The organism is Clostridium sp. 001, from assembly GCF_019056555.1.
In the GTDB taxonomy this organism is placed as follows: domain Bacteria; phylum Bacillota; class Clostridia; order Clostridiales; family Clostridiaceae; genus Clostridium_B; species Clostridium_B ragsdalei.
Window position 1 is genome coordinate 3,629,431 of sequence record NZ_CP020473.1, and the last position, 16,882, is coordinate 3,646,312.

Below are 16,882 nucleotides of genomic sequence, written 5' to 3' on the forward strand. Positions count from 1 at the left end.
AGTATATTTTTTAGCATATAATTCTTTAGAAGATAAATGGGGGGAGTTAAAATGAATAAAAAACAAGCTGTAATTATTGTGACTCTTTTAGCTTTAATTGTTTGTGTGGGAGTAGTTGCTACAAAGTTAAACAGTCCTATAAATTATGTAAATGGTGTGGACAATGGAAGCGGTAAAAGTGCAGTATCTTTTAATAGCAGCGATAATAAGAGTTCACAGGATAAGAGTACTCAAGCAAAAAGTGCTCAATCTAAAAGTGAACAGTCGCAATTCTTTGAGGAGACACGGCTTACAAGGGATCAAAAAAATGCAGAAACTCTTCAAACTTTAAAAAGTCTTATAGATGATAAAAATGTTTCTGATCCAAATCGTGCTGATGCTGAAAAAAAGTACACTGCATTAGCCATGAATACAAATTATGAATTGAAAATAGAAAATACTCTAAAAAGTAAGGGATATGAAGATGCTATATGTTCTATAGAAGACAACAAGGCAAGGGTAATAGTTAAAGGTAAGAATAAATTGGCAGATAAGGATACAAGACAGATAAAAGATGTAGTTATGAGTATTTCAAACATTCAGGAAGTTGAAATTGAGGTAAAACAAGGTTAAAACAAAGTGGAGCAATTACATAAACAGAAGTTTAGCACTTAAAAAATTTTTAGGACGGTAGTCCTTTGGATTATAAAGTCTTATGAATATTTACAGTAGAAGTAATAGATTCCGATTTTTACTGGAAATTATACGGAAAAAATTTGCATAATAAAAGCATCCTTTTTATAATGGTTTTGCTGAAAACTAAAAATAAAAGGATGCTGATAAAATGAGTAAAAGTTATTTAAAACAATTACTTACTTATATTAATAAAGTATATGATATAGGTGAAAAAATCAATAGTTTAAAAGATAAAAGAGTAAAATCTCCAGTAAAAGTTTCAACAATAGTTTTCGTAGTGTTATTTGGATTCATGCTTCAAATAAGAAGTTTCAATAGATTAGAACATTGGATTGAAAAGAATAAATTTAAAAAAGTGTTACCTAAAAATACTAAAATGCTGCACATTGACGCAGTCAGGCGGTGTTTAAGTAACTTTGATATGGATGGCTTGAAAAACATTCATATCAGCATAATAAAAACAACTATAAAAAACAAAGTATTTCGAAATGGTACTATTGATGGTTTAAAAGTAGCTGCCATAGATGGTGTAGAGTTATTTGAAAGTACTAAAAAATGTTGCAATAAATGCCTTTCTCGAGAGAATAGAGATGGAACTACCCATTATTTTCATAGATCTGTAGTGTGTGCAACAGTAGGATCAGACCCACATATTATTTTAGGTCAAGAGATGCTTGAACCTAAAAAAGATAGTTCAAGTAAAGATGAAGGTGAAATTACGGGTAGTAAACGACTAATTAAGAAGTTATATAAGAAGTATCATCATTTCGCTGACATCATAGTGGCTGATGCTCTTTACTGTAAATCTACTTGGATAAAAGAAGTTCTTTCTATAGGAATGGATGCATTGGTAAGAGTAAAAGATGAAAGGCTGCACATTGTAAAAGATGCATTAGCCCTATTTAAATGCCGGGAGGCAGATAAAGATTGGACTGTAAAGGAAAATGTAAATACCTATAGAAAGATTAAAGCGTGGGATGATGATAATTTTCAAATGTCTGATTCAAGTATAGAAGTAAGATTCATAAAATTTATAGAAGAAATTCATACTGGAGATAAAGCAGAAATTAAAGAAGAATGGATCATAACAACAGATAAATTTATATCAGTAGAAACTTTATGGAAAATAATGCATAAAAGATGGGATATTGAAAATAATGTATTTCATCAGTTGAAAACTGAATGGCATTTAGATCATTGTTTTCTTCACAGTTCTACAGGGGTAGAGACAGTTTTAATGTTTATGATACTAGCATTTAATTTAATGCAGTTATATTTTTTTAGGTGTATCAGAGGTTTTAGGAAGAAAAAAATGCTCCAAATAGATATTATTGAAGATATAAAAGATGAAAGATTTACTATAGAAGATGATTGGGATAATCCACTATTCATAAAGACGTAATTTTAAAATAAAAACTGGAAACTTTGCATTAAGATTTTTAGGGGTAGGGGAGTGTATAACAATTTTTACGATCTACCGGTTTAAGGGCTTACCAGACCTTTAAATAAGTGTAAAAAAATATAATTCCAGTAAAAATAAAATTTTCACTGGAATTTAGGTGCTAAATCTCTGTTACATAAATAAATTAATTGTAAAAAAAATATCCATTTGATATAATGTATGTAATGTGGGTCTTTCGATGATGTGAAAATCTAGGAGGTGAAACAATGGAGGAAAATACGAATAACGAAATTGATATGGGTATTGTAAAAATATCTGATGAGGTTGTAGGTGTAATTGCAGGTCTTGCTACTACTGAAATAAAAGGCATAGTTGGGATGAGTGCCAGTCTTGTAGGTGGAATTACTCAAATACTTACAGGAAAGAAAAACTTATCTAAAGGTGTTAAAGTGAGTGTAGGAGAAAATAGTGCAGCTATAGATTTATATGTAGTAGTAGAATACGGAGTAAGAATTCCTGATGTAGCACTTAAAGTTCAGGAAAATGTAAAGAGAGCAGTTCAATCTATGACAGGCTTAGATGTTTCAGCTATAAACATACATGTGCAGAATGTTATGATTTCTAAAACAGAAGAGAGCAATGATAATATAGAAGAAGAGCAATAGTATGCACCCTCTGGATTCAGAGGGTGTTTCTATTTAAAGATATGTTTGTATACTTGAACTAGTGTATTAGTTTAAGTATAATTATATCTGAAATGACAATAATTATTTTTAGAAGAGTATATATCCAAGTAGGAGGAAAATATGAATAGAAAAAAATCCAGAGAACTGATAATGAAATTATTATTTGAAATGAGTATAAATAGAGAAGATTTTAGAAGTGTTTTGGCAAACTTAGAAGATAATTTAGAAAAAAAAAATGAGAGCAAAGAAACTGATGGTGCCGAGGAAGTTTACATTGAAAATGTTGACAAACTAAAAAACGTTGATATGGAATATGTAAAAAGGGTTGTAAAGGGAATAGAAGAGAATAAGGATAGTTTGGATAAGGAAATTGAAAAATATCTTAGAAATTGGAAATTAAACAGACTGCCAAAAGTTGATGCTGCAATACTAAGAATTTGTACATATGAATTTTTATACGAACAGGATATTCCTGAAAAGGTATCTATAAATGAAGCTATAGAACTTGCTAAAAAGTATTCTTCCGAGAAGTCTGCACCATTTATAAATGGTGTACTTGGAAATATGATAAAAGACAAAAGCATAAGTAAACAGTAAGTACTTAATTTTAACACATATGAAATTCTGATTTAATATAAAAATATTGCGAAGCAAAGCTTCATAAGTTAAGAATTAATAATGAAAAATTAATAGTGAAGGATGATTTTTAGCTGTCGCAAAAAATCTTTAAATTTATATAAATCACCAATGTTTCACTTTAGCGAAACGAGTGGTGAAAATCTTATTCAAAGATTTTTTGTAGTGTAACGGAAAAAATCCACATTAACTATTAATTTTTAATTCTTAACTATTAACTAAAAAAATTACATGGTAATTTTTTTAAGCTGCCAAAGTTAATAAATTACAGATTAAACGCAAGGGGTTAAATAATATGTATATTAAAACATTAACTGTGTCTGATATTAACAATTATATAAAAAAGACTTTGGATAATGATTTCATACTTGCTAACTGTTCTATTAAAGGAGAAGTATCTAATTTGAAATTACATACAAGCGGACATATATATTTTTCCCTAAAAGATAAGTTTAGTAAGATAAACTGCATTATGTTTAGAGGAGATGCCGAGAATTTAAATTTTATACCTGAGGATGGTATGAAAGTAATAGTTAAAGGAAGGGTGTCTCTATATGAAAAGGAAGGATTATATCAGCTTTATTGCAAGGAAATGAAACCAGATGGTATGGGAGAGTTGTATTTAGCCTTTGAAAAATTAAAAGTAAAGTTAGAACAAAAAGGATTGTTTAATGAATCACATAAAAGAAAAATACCCACTTATGCCAAGAAAATAGGTGTAATTACTTCTTCTACAGGAGCTGCGGTTAAGGATATAATAAATGTAACTAAAAGAAGAAACAAAAAGGTACAACTTTTGATTTATCCATCACTAGTTCAGGGGGCAAATGCTAGCAGTGATGTGATAAAAGGAATTGAAGTATTAAATTCTATAGAAGATGTAGATCTTATAATTATAGCAAGAGGAGGAGGGTCCATAGAAGAACTTTGGTGTTTTAATGATGAAAAATTAGCAGAGTCAATTTATAACTCAAAGAAGCCTATAATAACAGGAGTTGGACATGAGATTGACTATACTATAGTGGATTTTGTATCTGACAGAAGAGCACCTACACCTTCTGCGGCAGCAGAAATTGCGGTTTTTAACCTAGAAGAAACTTTACAAAAACTCAATAATTATAAAAATAGACTTTACACTTGTGCTAAGGATAAAATAAAAGATGAAAAGAATAGACTTAATTTTTTGAAAAAAACTTTAGATTTAAACAGTCCCCTTATATATATAGCAAATCAGTATAGTAATGTGGATAAACTCAAAGAACTCTTAAATTTCAAACTAAATGTTAAAATCAATGAGAAAAAAGAGAAATTAGCAAAGATAAATGCACTGCTTTCTGCCCATAATCCATTAAATATTTTAAATAGGGGATACTCTATAATAGAAGATGATGAGAATAATGGAATAAACTCCATTGAAGAACTCAATAAAAAAGATAAGATTAAAGTAACTATGAAAGATGGAACTTCTAAATTTAAGCTAATTCATTATTAGAAAAGAGGTACTTGTATGCCTAGGAAAACGGAAAGTTATGAAAATATAATGGAAAAATTAGAAAGCATAGTAGATTCTATGGATAATAGGGAATTATCGTTACAAGACAGTATGAAGAGTTACGAAGAAGGAGTAAAATTGTGCAATAAATTATATAAGATATTAAACGATGCGGAAGGAAAAATAAAAATTCTTACTGAAGAAGGAGAAGAAGATTTTAATGTTAAACCTCGAGAATAATATGCTGAATTAATAAGGCTATTTACATAGAATGGAGAATGTATTATGGAAATTAAAGGTGTGATTGAAACATTAAGAGAGGAATTGAATAAATACCTCCATGACTATATGGATGGAAAAGGATCTTATAATAAAAGGGTATATGAAGCTATGCAGTATAGCTTAGATGCAGGAGGAAAGAGAATAAGACCTCTGCTATTTCTTTTGACCTATAAGCTTTATAAGGCAGATTGTAGTGATGTTATGGATATAGCAGCAGCTATAGAAATGATACACACTTATTCCTTAATTCATGATGATTTACCTGCTATGGACAATGATGATTTAAGAAGGGGTAAACCTACAAATCATAAGGTATTTGGAGAAGCTATTGCTGTACTTGCGGGAGATGGACTTTTAAATGAAGCAATGAGTTTGATGTTTAGACATTGTGTTGGGAAAAATAATAATGCTATAAGAGCTTGTAGTATTATTTCTGAAAGTGCAGGAGCTGATGGAATGGTTGGTGGCCAGACAGTGGATATTTTAAGTGAGAACACTAAGATACCTATAGACCAGCTCTATTATATGCACAGTAAAAAAACAGGAGCACTCATAAAAGGATCTATAATATCTGCAGCAGTATATGCGGGAGCAAGTAAAGATGAAATAGATAAATTAAGCTATTATGGAGAAAAGTTAGGATTGGCATTTCAAATAAAGGATGATATATTGGATTTAACAGGAGATACTGCTCTTTTAGGTAAAAAGGTAAAAAGTGATCTAAATAATAACAAAACTACATTTATAAGTACTTATGGAATAAATAAATGCAAAGAAATGTGTAATTCAATTACAAGTGAATGCATAGAAGTACTGAATGGGATAAGTGGAGATACTTCTTATCTAAAAGATTTAACATCATTTTTATTAAATAGGGAAAAGTGAAGTTTAAGCTGTGCTAAAAATTTTAAAACTACTTTGTTAAAGGGATAGATAAGGATGAGTAATTTATTAGATAATTATAAAGATATAAATGACGTAAAGAAGATGTCTTTAAATGAGAAAAAAAAGCTAGCTAGAGAAATTAGAAAATTTTTAATAGACAAAGTATCTAAGACAGGAGGCCATTTGGCGTCTAACTTGGGGGTTGTGGAGCTCACTTTGAGTTTATTTAGTGTATTTGATCTAAATTATGATAAACTTATATGGGATGTGGGACATCAGGCTTATGTTCATAAGATCCTCACGGGAAGAAAGGATAAATTTGATACTTTAAGACAATTTGGAGGATTAAGTGGATTTCCTAAAAGGTGCGAAAGTATATATGATTTTTTCGAAACAGGGCACAGTAGTACTTCAATATCTGCAGCACTTGGAATGGCTAGGGCTAGAGATTTAAAGCACGAGAAATATAATGTGGTTGCAGTTATAGGAGATGGAGCGCTCACTGGAGGTATGGCACTAGAGGCTCTAAATGATGTGGGTTATAGAAAAACGAAGCTTATAATAATATTAAATGATAATCAAATGTCCATAGGAAAAAATGTAGGTGGAGTATCTAAATATTTAAATAGACTTAGAGTGGACCCTAAGTACAATAAATTTAAGGCAGATGTAGAAGCTAAATTAAAAAAGATACCGAATATAGGAACAGGAATGGCAAAATACCTTGAAAAGGTAAAAAATGCAATAAAGCAAATGGTAGTGCCTGGAATGTTTTTTGAAGATATGGGAATTAAGTATTTAGGACCAATAGATGGTCATAATATAAAAGAACTTACAGATGTACTCGCTTCTGCTAAAGACATACAAGGTCCAGTTATTATACATATAATAACTAAGAAAGGAAAAGGATATGAATTTGCAGAAAAAAATCCAGGTAAGTTTCATGGAATAGGGCCTTTTAATTGTGCCAATGGTGAACTTGATGCTGGCTCCTCAAATACTTATTCCAAGGCCTTTGGAAATGAAATAGTAAAGCTAGCAGAAAAAGACGATAGAATAGTGGCTATAACTGCAGCTATGAGGGACGGAACAGGCCTTAAAAGTTTTTCTCAAAAGTTTCCTGAAAGGTTTTTTGATGTGGGAATAGCAGAACAGCATGCTGTAACTCTGGCAGCTGGAATGGCACAGGCAAATTTAAAACCTGTATTTGCAGTTTACTCTACTTTTCTTCAAAGAGCTTACGATCAACTTATTCATGATGTATGTATGCAAGAACTTCCAGTAGTTTTTGCTATAGATAGAGCTGGAATTGTAGGAGAAGATGGGGAGACACATCAGGGAATATTTGATTTATCTTATTTAACGGAAATGCCACATATGACGCTTATGTCTCCTAAATGTATAGATGAACTTCCATATATGTTAAAATGGGCATTAGGCCAGAGTTTTCCTGTAGCTATAAGGTATCCAAGGGGAGGAGATAGTGTATGTCTCAATCCTGTAGAAAATTTTAAACTTGGAAAGTGGGACTGTATTTCAAATGAAGGCAGTGTAGCAATAATTGCTCAAGGGAAAATGGTACAAAATGCAGTGTTAGCAGGAAAAAAGCTTAAAGAAAAAGGTATAGATGTGAGGATTATAAGTGCATGCTTTATTAAGCCACTGGACAAGGAAATGTTAAACAGTTTAATTGAAGAAAAGGTAACTATCGTTACTGTTGAAGACAATATAATAAGAGGAGGATTAGGATCCTATATATTAGAATATGTAAATAAATTAAATAAAAAAGTAAAAATAGTAAACTTAGGGTTTGATGATAAGTTTGTACAGCATGGAAAATCGGATATTTTGTATAAGCTGTATGGTCTGGATCCTAAAGGTATCGTAAATAGTGTACTTAAAGCAGCAGAGGCAAGTCATATATTTTAATAGTGAGGTAGTTTATTATGTCAGAACCAAAGGAAAGATTGGACGTACTTTTAGTAGAAAAGGGCATTTTTCAATCTAGAGAGAGGGCTAAAGCCAGTATTATGGCTGGAGAAATATTTATTAATGGACAGAGAGTAGATAAATGTGGACAGAAGATAAAAAAAAGTTCCAATATAGAATTTAGAGGAGAAAAACTTCCTTTTGTAAGTAGGGGAGGATTGAAATTACAAAAAGCTGTAAAAGAGTTTAATATTAACTTAAATAATAAAGTATGCATGGATATAGGTGCATCTACAGGTGGGTTTACAGATTGCATGCTTCAAAATGGAGCTAAAAAAGTATTTTCAATAGATGTGGGATATGGGCAGTTTGCGTGGAAACTCAGGATAGATGACAGAGTGGTTTGTATGGAAAGAACAAATATAAGGTATGTAACGCCTGAGGATATAGGTGAATATGCAGATTTTGCAAGTATAGATGTTTCCTTTATATCTCTAAAAAAAGTTGTACCTGTAGTTAGTAACTTACTGAAAGAAAATGGCAGTATAATGGCACTTATAAAGCCACAGTTTGAAGCTGGAAGAGAAAGGGTAGGAAAAAAAGGTGTAGTAAGGGAAAAATCTACTCACATAGATGTGATAAATGAAATTATAACTTTTTTGAGAGAAAATAATTTAAAAATAATTTCATTGAGTTATTCTCCTGTAAAGGGTCCGGAAGGAAATATAGAGTATTTGGTTTATTTTACTAAGAAAAGTGATTTTAAGGAGTCGTTCATAGATGAAGATATAATAAACATAGTAAACTCATCTCATTGTGAACTAAATGGGGAGGAACTATGAAAAATATAGGAATTAACGTTAATACAACAAAAGATCCAGATAAAAAAATGTTAAATTTCATAAAAAAAACAATACATAGTATAGATAAAAGTGTGAAAGTAAAAGTATATGAAAATTGTGATGGATTAGATAAGGATGAAAGCACTGAGTTAGATGTAATTATAGTATTAGGAGGGGACGGTACTATATTAAATACATCAAAACATATACTTGATTCAAATACACCTATACTGGGAGTAAACATAGGGCATTTAGGCTTCTTGGCACAGGTAGAGGTAAACAGTATAGAGAACGCACTCAAAAAATTATTTAAGGGAAATTATGTAATTGAAGAGAGGAATATGATTCAATGTATCTATGATAGTGGAAATGGACCAAAGACATATGATGGATTAAATGATGTAGTATTATACAAGGGAATTAAGTCAAGAATACAGAGATATGATGTTTATATAAATGAGAACTTTTACAATACATTTAGTGGTGATGGTATTATTGTATCTACGTCTACAGGATCTACAGGATATAATCTTTCTGCAGGGGGACCTATAATATATCCATCTTTAGATATATTATGCCTTACTCCTATGTATTCGCAGTTTTTAACATCTAGAACTATTGTGCTGGACAATAAATGCTGTATAACTATAGCAGTTAGAAAAAGTTTAAAAAATATATTTTTATCAATAGATGGTCAGGAATGGATTGAAGTAAATGGTCTAAATACCATACAAGTAAGAAGATCTAAGAATAAAAGGAAATTTATAAAATTTGATGATAATAATTATTTTGACACATTAAAAGATAAAATTAATTTTAAGGCAAAAGAAGGTGAAGTATATGAAGGTAACTAGACATGCCAAGATACTTGAAATTATAAATTCAAATGATATTGAAACTCAGGAAGAATTAGCGGATAGACTAAAAAAAAGCGGAATGAATGTAACACAAGCTACAGTTTCAAGGGATATAAAAGAATTAAAACTTATAAAAGTATTATCTGATAGTGGAAAATATAAATATGCAACTATTTCACATACGAAAAATTTCTTATCTAATAAACTTGTAAATATATTTTCTCAAACTGTAACAAGCGTGGAAAATATAGAAAATTTCATAATAGTAAAAACAATTTCAGGGTCTGCTTCTGCAGCAGCTGAAGCCATAGATTCTTTAAATTTTGTTGGAATAGCTGGAAGTATAGCTGGTGATAACACTATATTTGTAATGACTAGAGACGTGGAAAATGCTCATATAATAACTCAAAAAATGAAAAAAATGATTTCTGAGTAGGAGGCTATTTTATGCTGCTTCAATTGAATATAAAAAATTTTGCACTTATAGAAAAGTTGACTATATCCTTTGAATCAGGTTTTAATGTATTTTCTGGTGAAACTGGAGCAGGTAAATCTATATTGATTGATGCAATAAACTATGCACTTGGAGGAAAATTTAATAAGAATTTGATAAGAACAGGGGAAAATAAAACTTTTGTAGAAGCAGTTTTTACTATAGAAAATCCAAAAACTTTTGAAATTCTAGAAGAAAAAGATGTGAAATCAGAAGAAGATTTAGTAATAATAAGCAGAGAATCTTTTCAATCAGGAAGAACTGTAGCAAAGATAAATGGTAAATCTATTTTATTGTCTGATTTAAGAGATATAAGTAGTACACTGCTTGATATACATGGCCAACATGATAATCAAAATTTGCTTTCAGAGCAAAACCATATAGATTATTTGGACTATTATGGTGAAAATTTTATTTCTGAGACAATGGAAGAATATAGAAAAAGTTATAAGAATTTAAATAATATAAAAGATAAAATATATGAACTTTCAGGTAAAAGTGAAGATAGAGAAAAGTTAATAGATTTTTTAAAGTACCAGATAAATGAAATAAATTCAGCAGATTTAAAAGAAACAGAAGAAACAGAACTGGATAAAAAATTTAATGTTTTATCTAATGCTGAAAAAATAAACAATGTAATAAACAAATGCTATATAACCCTTTATAGTGGAGAAGAAGAAAAAAATTCTATATATGATAATTTTGGAATAGTTTTAAAACAGTTGAATTCCATAAAAGATATTATGCCTCAAATAGGAGATATGTGCACTTCACTTGAAAATATATATTATGCTATAGAAGGTAATATAGATGAAATAAGAAGTATGAAAGACAGTGTTTATTGTGATAAAAATGAATTAGAATATATAAATAATAGAATATATCAGATAAATGGTTTAAAAAAAAAATATGGTAATACTATAAAGGACATATTAAATTATAGAGATAAGATAAAAACTCAATATGAGGAAATGAAAAATGCCTCTGATATAATAAAAAATTTAGATTCGGAAAAAATAAAATTAGAAAGTTTACTTAAAGTTAAAAGTAAAAAACTTCATGAAATGCGATGTAAAACGGCTCATGTTTTAGAAAAAAATATAAAAAATGAGTTAAATTTCATAGGACTTGAACACAGTATATTTAAAATAGAAATTAACTTTGAAGATAAATTTACTTCAAAAGGAATGGATAAAGTAAAATTTTGTATATCTACTAATCCAGGTGAACCTCTAAAACCTTTGGAAAATGTAGTTTCAGGAGGAGAACTTTCAAGAATAATGTTAGCGTTAAAAACTGTATTTGTAGATAAGGATCATATTCCATCTGTTATATTTGATGAAATAGATACAGGAATAAGTGGAAGAATAGCACAGAGTGTAGCGGAAAAAATGTATGCTATATCTAAAAAACATCAGGTTTTTTGTGTTACACACCTACCTCAAATAGCATGTATGTCTGATATCCATTATTGGGTTTCAAAAAATATTAGTAACAATAAAACCTATACGAAAGTTAAAAAGATGAAAAAAATAGAAAAAGAATGTGAAATAGCTAGAATGATAGGAGGGGAAAAAGTTACAAAACTTACTTTAGAACATGCGAAAGAACTTGTTAGGATGGCAGATTCTAAAAAGTGTAAAATTAAATAGTAGAAATTAAAGAAGTTATCTCCAAAAGTCAGGAGGTGACTTTTAACTTTTTGAATAAAATTTATATTTTTGAAGAATACATTAACTTTAAATGCATCTATATGATAGCATAATAAGATATTTAAAAGGGCAACTTAAATGTAGAAAACAGTGTAACACAGGAGGTAAAAGCATGGGTAAAAAAATTAAAAACAGATTATGCTGGATGTTCATTCCTATCCTGTTTATGATGTTAGCTGCCTATTATGCATTGTATGATGATGGAAAAGGATCCAATTTAGTTCAAGTTTCTCACGCTAAATCAGCATTTAATACAGCTGCAGCCAGTAATGTTAATGTATACTTAGGTGGAGAACCTATTGGGGTAAAACTAAATACTAAAGGAGTATTGGTAGTAGCTCTTTCAGATATAGAAACTTCAAAGGGAAAAGTTACAAGCCCTGCTGCACTAGCAGGAATACAAGTAGGAGATAATATAATTAAAATAAATGATGTTTATGTAAAAAATGCCGAACAAACTCAAGCTGAAATAAATAAAGCAAAGGAAAAAAGTATAAAAATATTAGTAGAGAGAAATGGAAAAAATATAGAAAAAACAGTAAAGCCAGTAAGTGCATTAGAAGGTAATAATTATAAGATAGGACTTTGGATAAGAGACTCTACCGCAGGAATAGGTACTTTGACTTTTTATGATGAAAAAAGTGGTATGTTTGCAGCATTAGGTCATCCTATAACAGATATAGATACAGGCACAAAGCTAAATATAAATTCAGGAGAAATAGTAAGTGCCTCTATTATATCAATTAAGAAAGGTGTTGAGGGAAATCCTGGAGAATTAAAAGGTATATTTGTAAATGAAGATGTGAAACTAGGAGATATAACAAGGAATACAGAATGTGGAGTTTTTGGAAAGGCAAATACAAATTTTAAATGTAAGGGTTCTAAAAGCATAAAAATATGCCCCAAAAAAGACATTAAGGAAGGTCCTGCTAAGATTTTTACAACTATATCTGGGGAAAAACCAGAATATTATGATATACAAATAGAAAAACTATTATCACAAAATTCACCTGGACCTAAGAGCATGGTTATAAAAGTAACGGACCCTAGACTTTTAGCCAAAACTGGTGGAATAGTTCAGGGAATGAGCGGAAGTCCCATAATACAAAATAACAAATTAGTGGGGGCTGTTACTCATGTGCTTATAAATAAGCCTCAGGTAGGATATGGAATTTATGTAGACTGGATGCTCAAAGATGCAAATATAATGTCAAAATAAAGAGTACAAAATGTTTTAAATAATTATAAAAAATATGGTAAAATAAAAATAGTATAGTATATGATACTAAAGATAGCATTTAATATGCTATCTTTTAATTTTTTTCGTAATAAAATTTTCATGTAATTTATATAAAAAGAAGGAATTAAAATTCCTTTGTCGAATTTATTATTTGTTAAGATATGGCAATATAACTAAAAAGAGGGGAGTAAATAGTATGGAGGAATCAAAAATAAGTGTAATTATTGCAGATGATAATGCTGAATTTTGCAGTATTCTCAATGATTATCTTTTAAATCAGAGGGATATATTAGTTACAGGAATTGCAAAGGATGGGATAGAGGCTCTTAAATTAATTGAAGAAAAAAAGCCAGACTTAGTAGTACTGGATATAATAATGCCTCACCTTGACGGACTAGGTGTTTTAGAGCGATTAAATAATATGAATATGAGTCCAATGCCAAGAGTAATAGTTTTGTCTGCAGTAGGGCAGGATAAAATAACTCAAAGAGCTATAACATTAGGTGCAGATTATTATGTAGTAAAGCCTTTTAATATGGAAGTGTTTACAAAGAGAATAAGACAGATGTTTAATAATGTTATAAGTAGTGGAGATGAAGTAAAGAAAACCGTATCCATTATGGATAATGAAGAAATAAGATTTTCAAGAGATGATCCTACTAATTTGGAACAGGAAATAACTAATATAATACACGAAATAGGTGTTCCAGCACATATAAAAGGATATATGTACTTGAGAGAGGCAATAACCATGGTAGTAAACGATATGGAACTATTATCGGCAGTCACAAAAGAGTTATATCCATCTATAGCTAAAAAATATAATACTACTGCAAGTAGGGTAGAAAGGGCTATAAGGCATGCTATAGAAGTAGCTTGGTCTAGAGGACAGGTGGAAACTATAAATAAAATTTTTGGTTATACTATACATAATGATAAGGGTAAGCCCACAAATTCAGAGTTTATAGCTATGGTTGCTGATAAATTAAGATTAAAAAATAAGGTAAGCTAAAAAGTTAAAATATCTTCCATTCATTTTAATTTAAAGAATGGAAGTTTTTTAAAAGGAGCATATAACCCATGAAAATAGAGTTAGAATTGGAAGATATAAAGAATATACAAAATTTAATTAAAAGTAGAATAAATGAACTTAGAGAGAAAATGTCAAATGATTCAGATAAGGAAGAGGAGCTAAGACAAATTATAAGATATTATAAAACATTAGCAAAGAACATAGAAAAACAACTTTAACTTCTCTTAATTGACAATGGGATTGGTAAAGTATAAAATTAATTAAAATAATTAATTTTATAGAGTTTTAAGTAGTAATTTTACAAAATAAATAAAGAGGTGCATAAATATGGATTTTACTGAAAAAACTATAAAGCAAGAAAACATATACAAAGGAAAAATTATTGATGTTAATGTCCATACTGTAAAACTTCCCAATGGTAGAGAATCTAAAAGGGAAATAGTAAATCACTGTGGTGGAGTAGCAATACTGGCATATAAAGACAGTAATACATTGTTTATGGTGGAACAGTTTAGAAAACCTATAGAACATGTGCTTCTTGAAATACCAGCAGGTAAAATTGAGCAAAATGAAGATATGGAAAGCTGCGGAAGAAGAGAACTGGAAGAGGAGATAGGATATAAGGCCAAAAAATTTGAATATCTGGGGAAGGTAGTTACGAGCCCTGGTTTTTGTGATGAATATATATATATTTTCAAAGCTGAAGACTTATATAAGGGAAGAAATGATATTTGCGATGAAGATGAATTCATAAATGTGCGGGAAGTTAAATTGAATAAAATTAAGGAAATGATAAAAAAGGGAGAAATAATAGATGCAAAGACCATTTGTGCGTTTATGATGGTATAACATAGTCATATAACTCTTTTGTAAATCATAAATTATAAAAAGATGATGAACAAAAGGGGGATAAAGTTATGTTGGAAAATAAACTATCAAGTTTAATAAATGGACACATTAAAAATAATTTTTGGTTATATGTTATAAGTATATTATGTGTATTTACAGGGATAGTACTAGGTATATATAGCGTTAGATACATGGGCGGATTTGAGAAAAGTGATCTTTTGAGCTACCTTAAAAATTTTACGACTACAATAGGATCAGGAAGTGTAAATTATAAATCTATTTTTTTAGAAACATTAAAAAATAATATTCCAATAATTTTAGCTGTTTGGTTTTTGGGCCTTACAATGATAGGAATACCAGTAATACTTATAATAGATATAATAAAGGGATTTACCATTGGATTTGCTATGAGCTTTATAATAAGTGGAATGGGAATAAAGGGTATGTGGATTTCACTTTTAGGTATACTTCCACAAAATATAATATATATACCCTGTATAATATTTTCATCAGTGCTTGCTATGGAATTTTCGCTTATGATATTTAAAGATAGATCTGGACTTAAATGGAAATCCAATGTTTTGGTTAGATTTACATCCTACTCTGTTTGTTTTTTACTGGTAACTACTGTCATGTTTATAGGCTTTTTTATGGAAGCATATTTAACCCCAAATATGATTAAACTTATTGCAGCAAGTTTTGGGATGATGATAGTATGATATTAGATGAGAAAAAGTCAGAATTTATTATAGTAACATTAAAATGCTTTTTTATACTTGTATTTTTTGGCGTATTTCTACCTAGATGTATAGACTTTGTTATATATAACTTTGTTGTTAAGCCTCATTCTTATGACAATAGTATATTTGTCTATAGCATATTTACTAAAAATATGAACATAATATATAATTACACTATTGTTTTTAACGAATTTCTTAAGTTTTAAAATTATAACTCTCGAAGAGTAGGTGGTAATTTTGGATGGACTTTTATTAGGTTATGAAGAAACCTTAGAAAAGAAACACATGAGTAAAAATACAATGGATGCCTATGTGAGGGACATAACCAGGTTTTATAATTTTATAAAAGATAGGGAAGAAAATGTAGAAAATGTAGAAGTTGTATCTATAATGGCATATGTACAGTATCTTCAAAAAGAAGGGAGAGCTATCTCCTCAATAGTAAGAAATATAGTATCTTTAAGAAACTTTTATAAGTATTTGATGCTAAAAGGTGTTCTAAATGAAAATCCTGTTTTGTATTATCAAATTCCAAAAGTTGAACATAAAGTTCCTAAGATATTAACTATAGAAGAAGTAGACAAGCTTCTGGGATCACCGAATTTAGATACTAATAAAGGAATAAGAGATAAGGCTATGCTAGAGGTTATGTATGCTGCAGGAATGAAGGTAATGGAGCTTTTAAGCTTAACTATCTATGATATAGATTTAAAACTTTCTTATGTAAGGTGTAGAAGCTTAAAAGAAGAGGAACGGATAGTGCCTATAGGTTCTGTGGCTGTGAAATATTTGAAAAATTATTTAAATATAAGGCCTAAATTAAATATATATAATTTGGATGTTTTATTTCTCAATTTAAGGGGAGTGCAAATGAGTCGCCAGGGGTTTTGGAAAATAGTAAAGTATTATGCAAAAGAGGCAAATATAGATAAAAATATAAATGCTTTTACACTGAGGCATTCTTTTGCAGTACATTTACTTCAAAATGGAGCGGATATTAAATCTGTACAGGAACTTTTAGGACATAAAGAATTATCTGCTACTCAGATATACTCTGCAGTGATAAAAAGAAACAAAATTGCACAAGTATATAAAAAGTATCATCCTAGAGCATAGGAAATATTTAAAA

Annotated in this window: 19 protein-coding genes; all 19 read left to right on the top strand. The window is 29.7% G+C overall.

The features are described 5' to 3' along the window. Positions 1 to 51: 51 nt before the first annotated feature. The 19 genes from B5S50_RS16895 to B5S50_RS16985 all read left to right on the top strand — a co-directional run bounded on the left by B5S50_RS16895 (position 52) and on the right by B5S50_RS16985 (position 16,869). Entirely contained in the window at positions 52 to 612 is a 561-nt protein-coding gene (locus tag B5S50_RS16895) for a SpoIIIAH-like family protein (RefSeq protein ID WP_063601605.1), read from the top strand. 211 nt (positions 613 to 823) lie between these two features. Then, positions 824 to 2,077: a transposase gene (locus B5S50_RS21680; RefSeq protein WP_254306610.1), complete on the top strand. Its 1,254-nt coding sequence runs from the start codon at positions 824 to 826 to the stop codon at positions 2,075 to 2,077. Positions 2,078 to 2,343: 266 nt separating this feature from the next. Then, on the top strand, positions 2,344 to 2,742 hold the full coding sequence (locus tag B5S50_RS16905; RefSeq protein ID WP_063601606.1) for an Asp23/Gls24 family envelope stress response protein: 399 nt from the start codon (positions 2,344 to 2,346) through the stop codon (positions 2,740 to 2,742). A 141-nt stretch (positions 2,743 to 2,883) separates the two neighbouring features. Next, a complete protein-coding gene (gene nusB / locus B5S50_RS16910) occupies positions 2,884 to 3,360 on the top strand; it encodes a transcription antitermination factor NusB (RefSeq protein ID WP_217302384.1) in 477 nt (158 codons plus the stop codon). Between the two features lie 334 nt (positions 3,361 to 3,694). After that, positions 3,695 to 4,891, top strand: coding sequence for an exodeoxyribonuclease VII large subunit (gene xseA, locus B5S50_RS16915; RefSeq protein WP_065077570.1), 1,197 nt, complete (start codon positions 3,695 to 3,697; stop codon positions 4,889 to 4,891). A gap of 15 nt (positions 4,892 to 4,906) precedes the next feature. Next, entirely contained in the window at positions 4,907 to 5,131 is a 225-nt protein-coding gene (locus tag B5S50_RS16920; RefSeq protein ID WP_065077569.1) for an exodeoxyribonuclease VII small subunit, read from the top strand. A 45-nt stretch (positions 5,132 to 5,176) separates the two neighbouring features. Continuing rightward, complete coding sequence (locus tag B5S50_RS16925) at positions 5,177 to 6,058, top strand: polyprenyl synthetase family protein (protein ID WP_065077568.1); 882 nt, start codon at positions 5,177 to 5,179, stop codon at positions 6,056 to 6,058. Between the two features lie 54 nt (positions 6,059 to 6,112). Further along, on the top strand, positions 6,113 to 7,987 hold the full coding sequence (gene dxs, locus B5S50_RS16930; protein ID WP_065077567.1) for a 1-deoxy-D-xylulose-5-phosphate synthase: 1,875 nt from the start codon (positions 6,113 to 6,115) through the stop codon (positions 7,985 to 7,987). 17 nt (positions 7,988 to 8,004) lie between these two features. Then, positions 8,005 to 8,829, top strand: a complete 825-nt coding sequence (locus B5S50_RS16935; protein WP_065077566.1) for a TlyA family RNA methyltransferase — start codon at positions 8,005 to 8,007, stop codon at positions 8,827 to 8,829. After that, the gene (locus tag B5S50_RS16940) at positions 8,826 to 9,683 is read left to right on the top strand and encodes an NAD(+)/NADH kinase (RefSeq protein WP_065077565.1); all 858 of its coding nucleotides are present in this window, start codon (positions 8,826 to 8,828) and stop codon (positions 9,681 to 9,683) included. Before B5S50_RS16935 ends, B5S50_RS16940 begins: the two co-directional genes overlap by 4 nt. Then, positions 9,670 to 10,122: an arginine repressor gene (locus B5S50_RS16945; RefSeq protein WP_065077564.1), complete on the top strand. Its 453-nt coding sequence runs from the start codon at positions 9,670 to 9,672 to the stop codon at positions 10,120 to 10,122. The genes B5S50_RS16940 and B5S50_RS16945 overlap by 14 nt, the downstream gene beginning before the upstream one ends. Positions 10,123 to 10,133: 11 nt before the next feature. Next, on the top strand, positions 10,134 to 11,831 hold the full coding sequence (recN, locus tag B5S50_RS16950; protein WP_065077563.1) for a DNA repair protein RecN: 1,698 nt from the start codon (positions 10,134 to 10,136) through the stop codon (positions 11,829 to 11,831). Between the two features lie 172 nt (positions 11,832 to 12,003). Then, positions 12,004 to 13,110: a SpoIVB peptidase gene (gene spoIVB / locus B5S50_RS16955; RefSeq protein ID WP_217302385.1), complete on the top strand. Its 1,107-nt coding sequence runs from the start codon at positions 12,004 to 12,006 to the stop codon at positions 13,108 to 13,110. A 217-nt stretch (positions 13,111 to 13,327) separates the two neighbouring features. Further along, on the top strand, positions 13,328 to 14,143 hold the full coding sequence (gene spo0A / locus B5S50_RS16960) for a sporulation transcription factor Spo0A (protein ID WP_065077561.1): 816 nt from the start codon (positions 13,328 to 13,330) through the stop codon (positions 14,141 to 14,143). Between the two features lie 68 nt (positions 14,144 to 14,211). Further along, a complete protein-coding gene (locus B5S50_RS16965; RefSeq protein WP_167351554.1) occupies positions 14,212 to 14,382 on the top strand; it encodes a hypothetical protein in 171 nt (56 codons plus the stop codon). Positions 14,383 to 14,491: 109 nt separating this feature from the next. Then, positions 14,492 to 15,013: an NUDIX hydrolase gene (locus B5S50_RS16970; protein WP_013237789.1), complete on the top strand. Its 522-nt coding sequence runs from the start codon at positions 14,492 to 14,494 to the stop codon at positions 15,011 to 15,013. Positions 15,014 to 15,081: 68 nt separating this feature from the next. Further along, positions 15,082 to 15,732: a stage II sporulation protein M gene (gene spoIIM, locus B5S50_RS16975; RefSeq protein ID WP_065077560.1), complete on the top strand. Its 651-nt coding sequence runs from the start codon at positions 15,082 to 15,084 to the stop codon at positions 15,730 to 15,732. Beyond that, positions 15,729 to 15,959: an endonuclease III gene (locus B5S50_RS16980; protein WP_065077559.1), complete on the top strand. Its 231-nt coding sequence runs from the start codon at positions 15,729 to 15,731 to the stop codon at positions 15,957 to 15,959. The genes spoIIM and B5S50_RS16980 overlap by 4 nt, the downstream gene beginning before the upstream one ends. A 79-nt stretch (positions 15,960 to 16,038) precedes the next feature. Beyond that, positions 16,039 to 16,869 (top strand): site-specific tyrosine recombinase, encoded by an 831-nt coding sequence (locus tag B5S50_RS16985; RefSeq protein ID WP_242872102.1) that lies wholly within the window; start codon positions 16,039 to 16,041, stop codon positions 16,867 to 16,869. Positions 16,870 to 16,882: the final 13 nt, after the last annotated feature.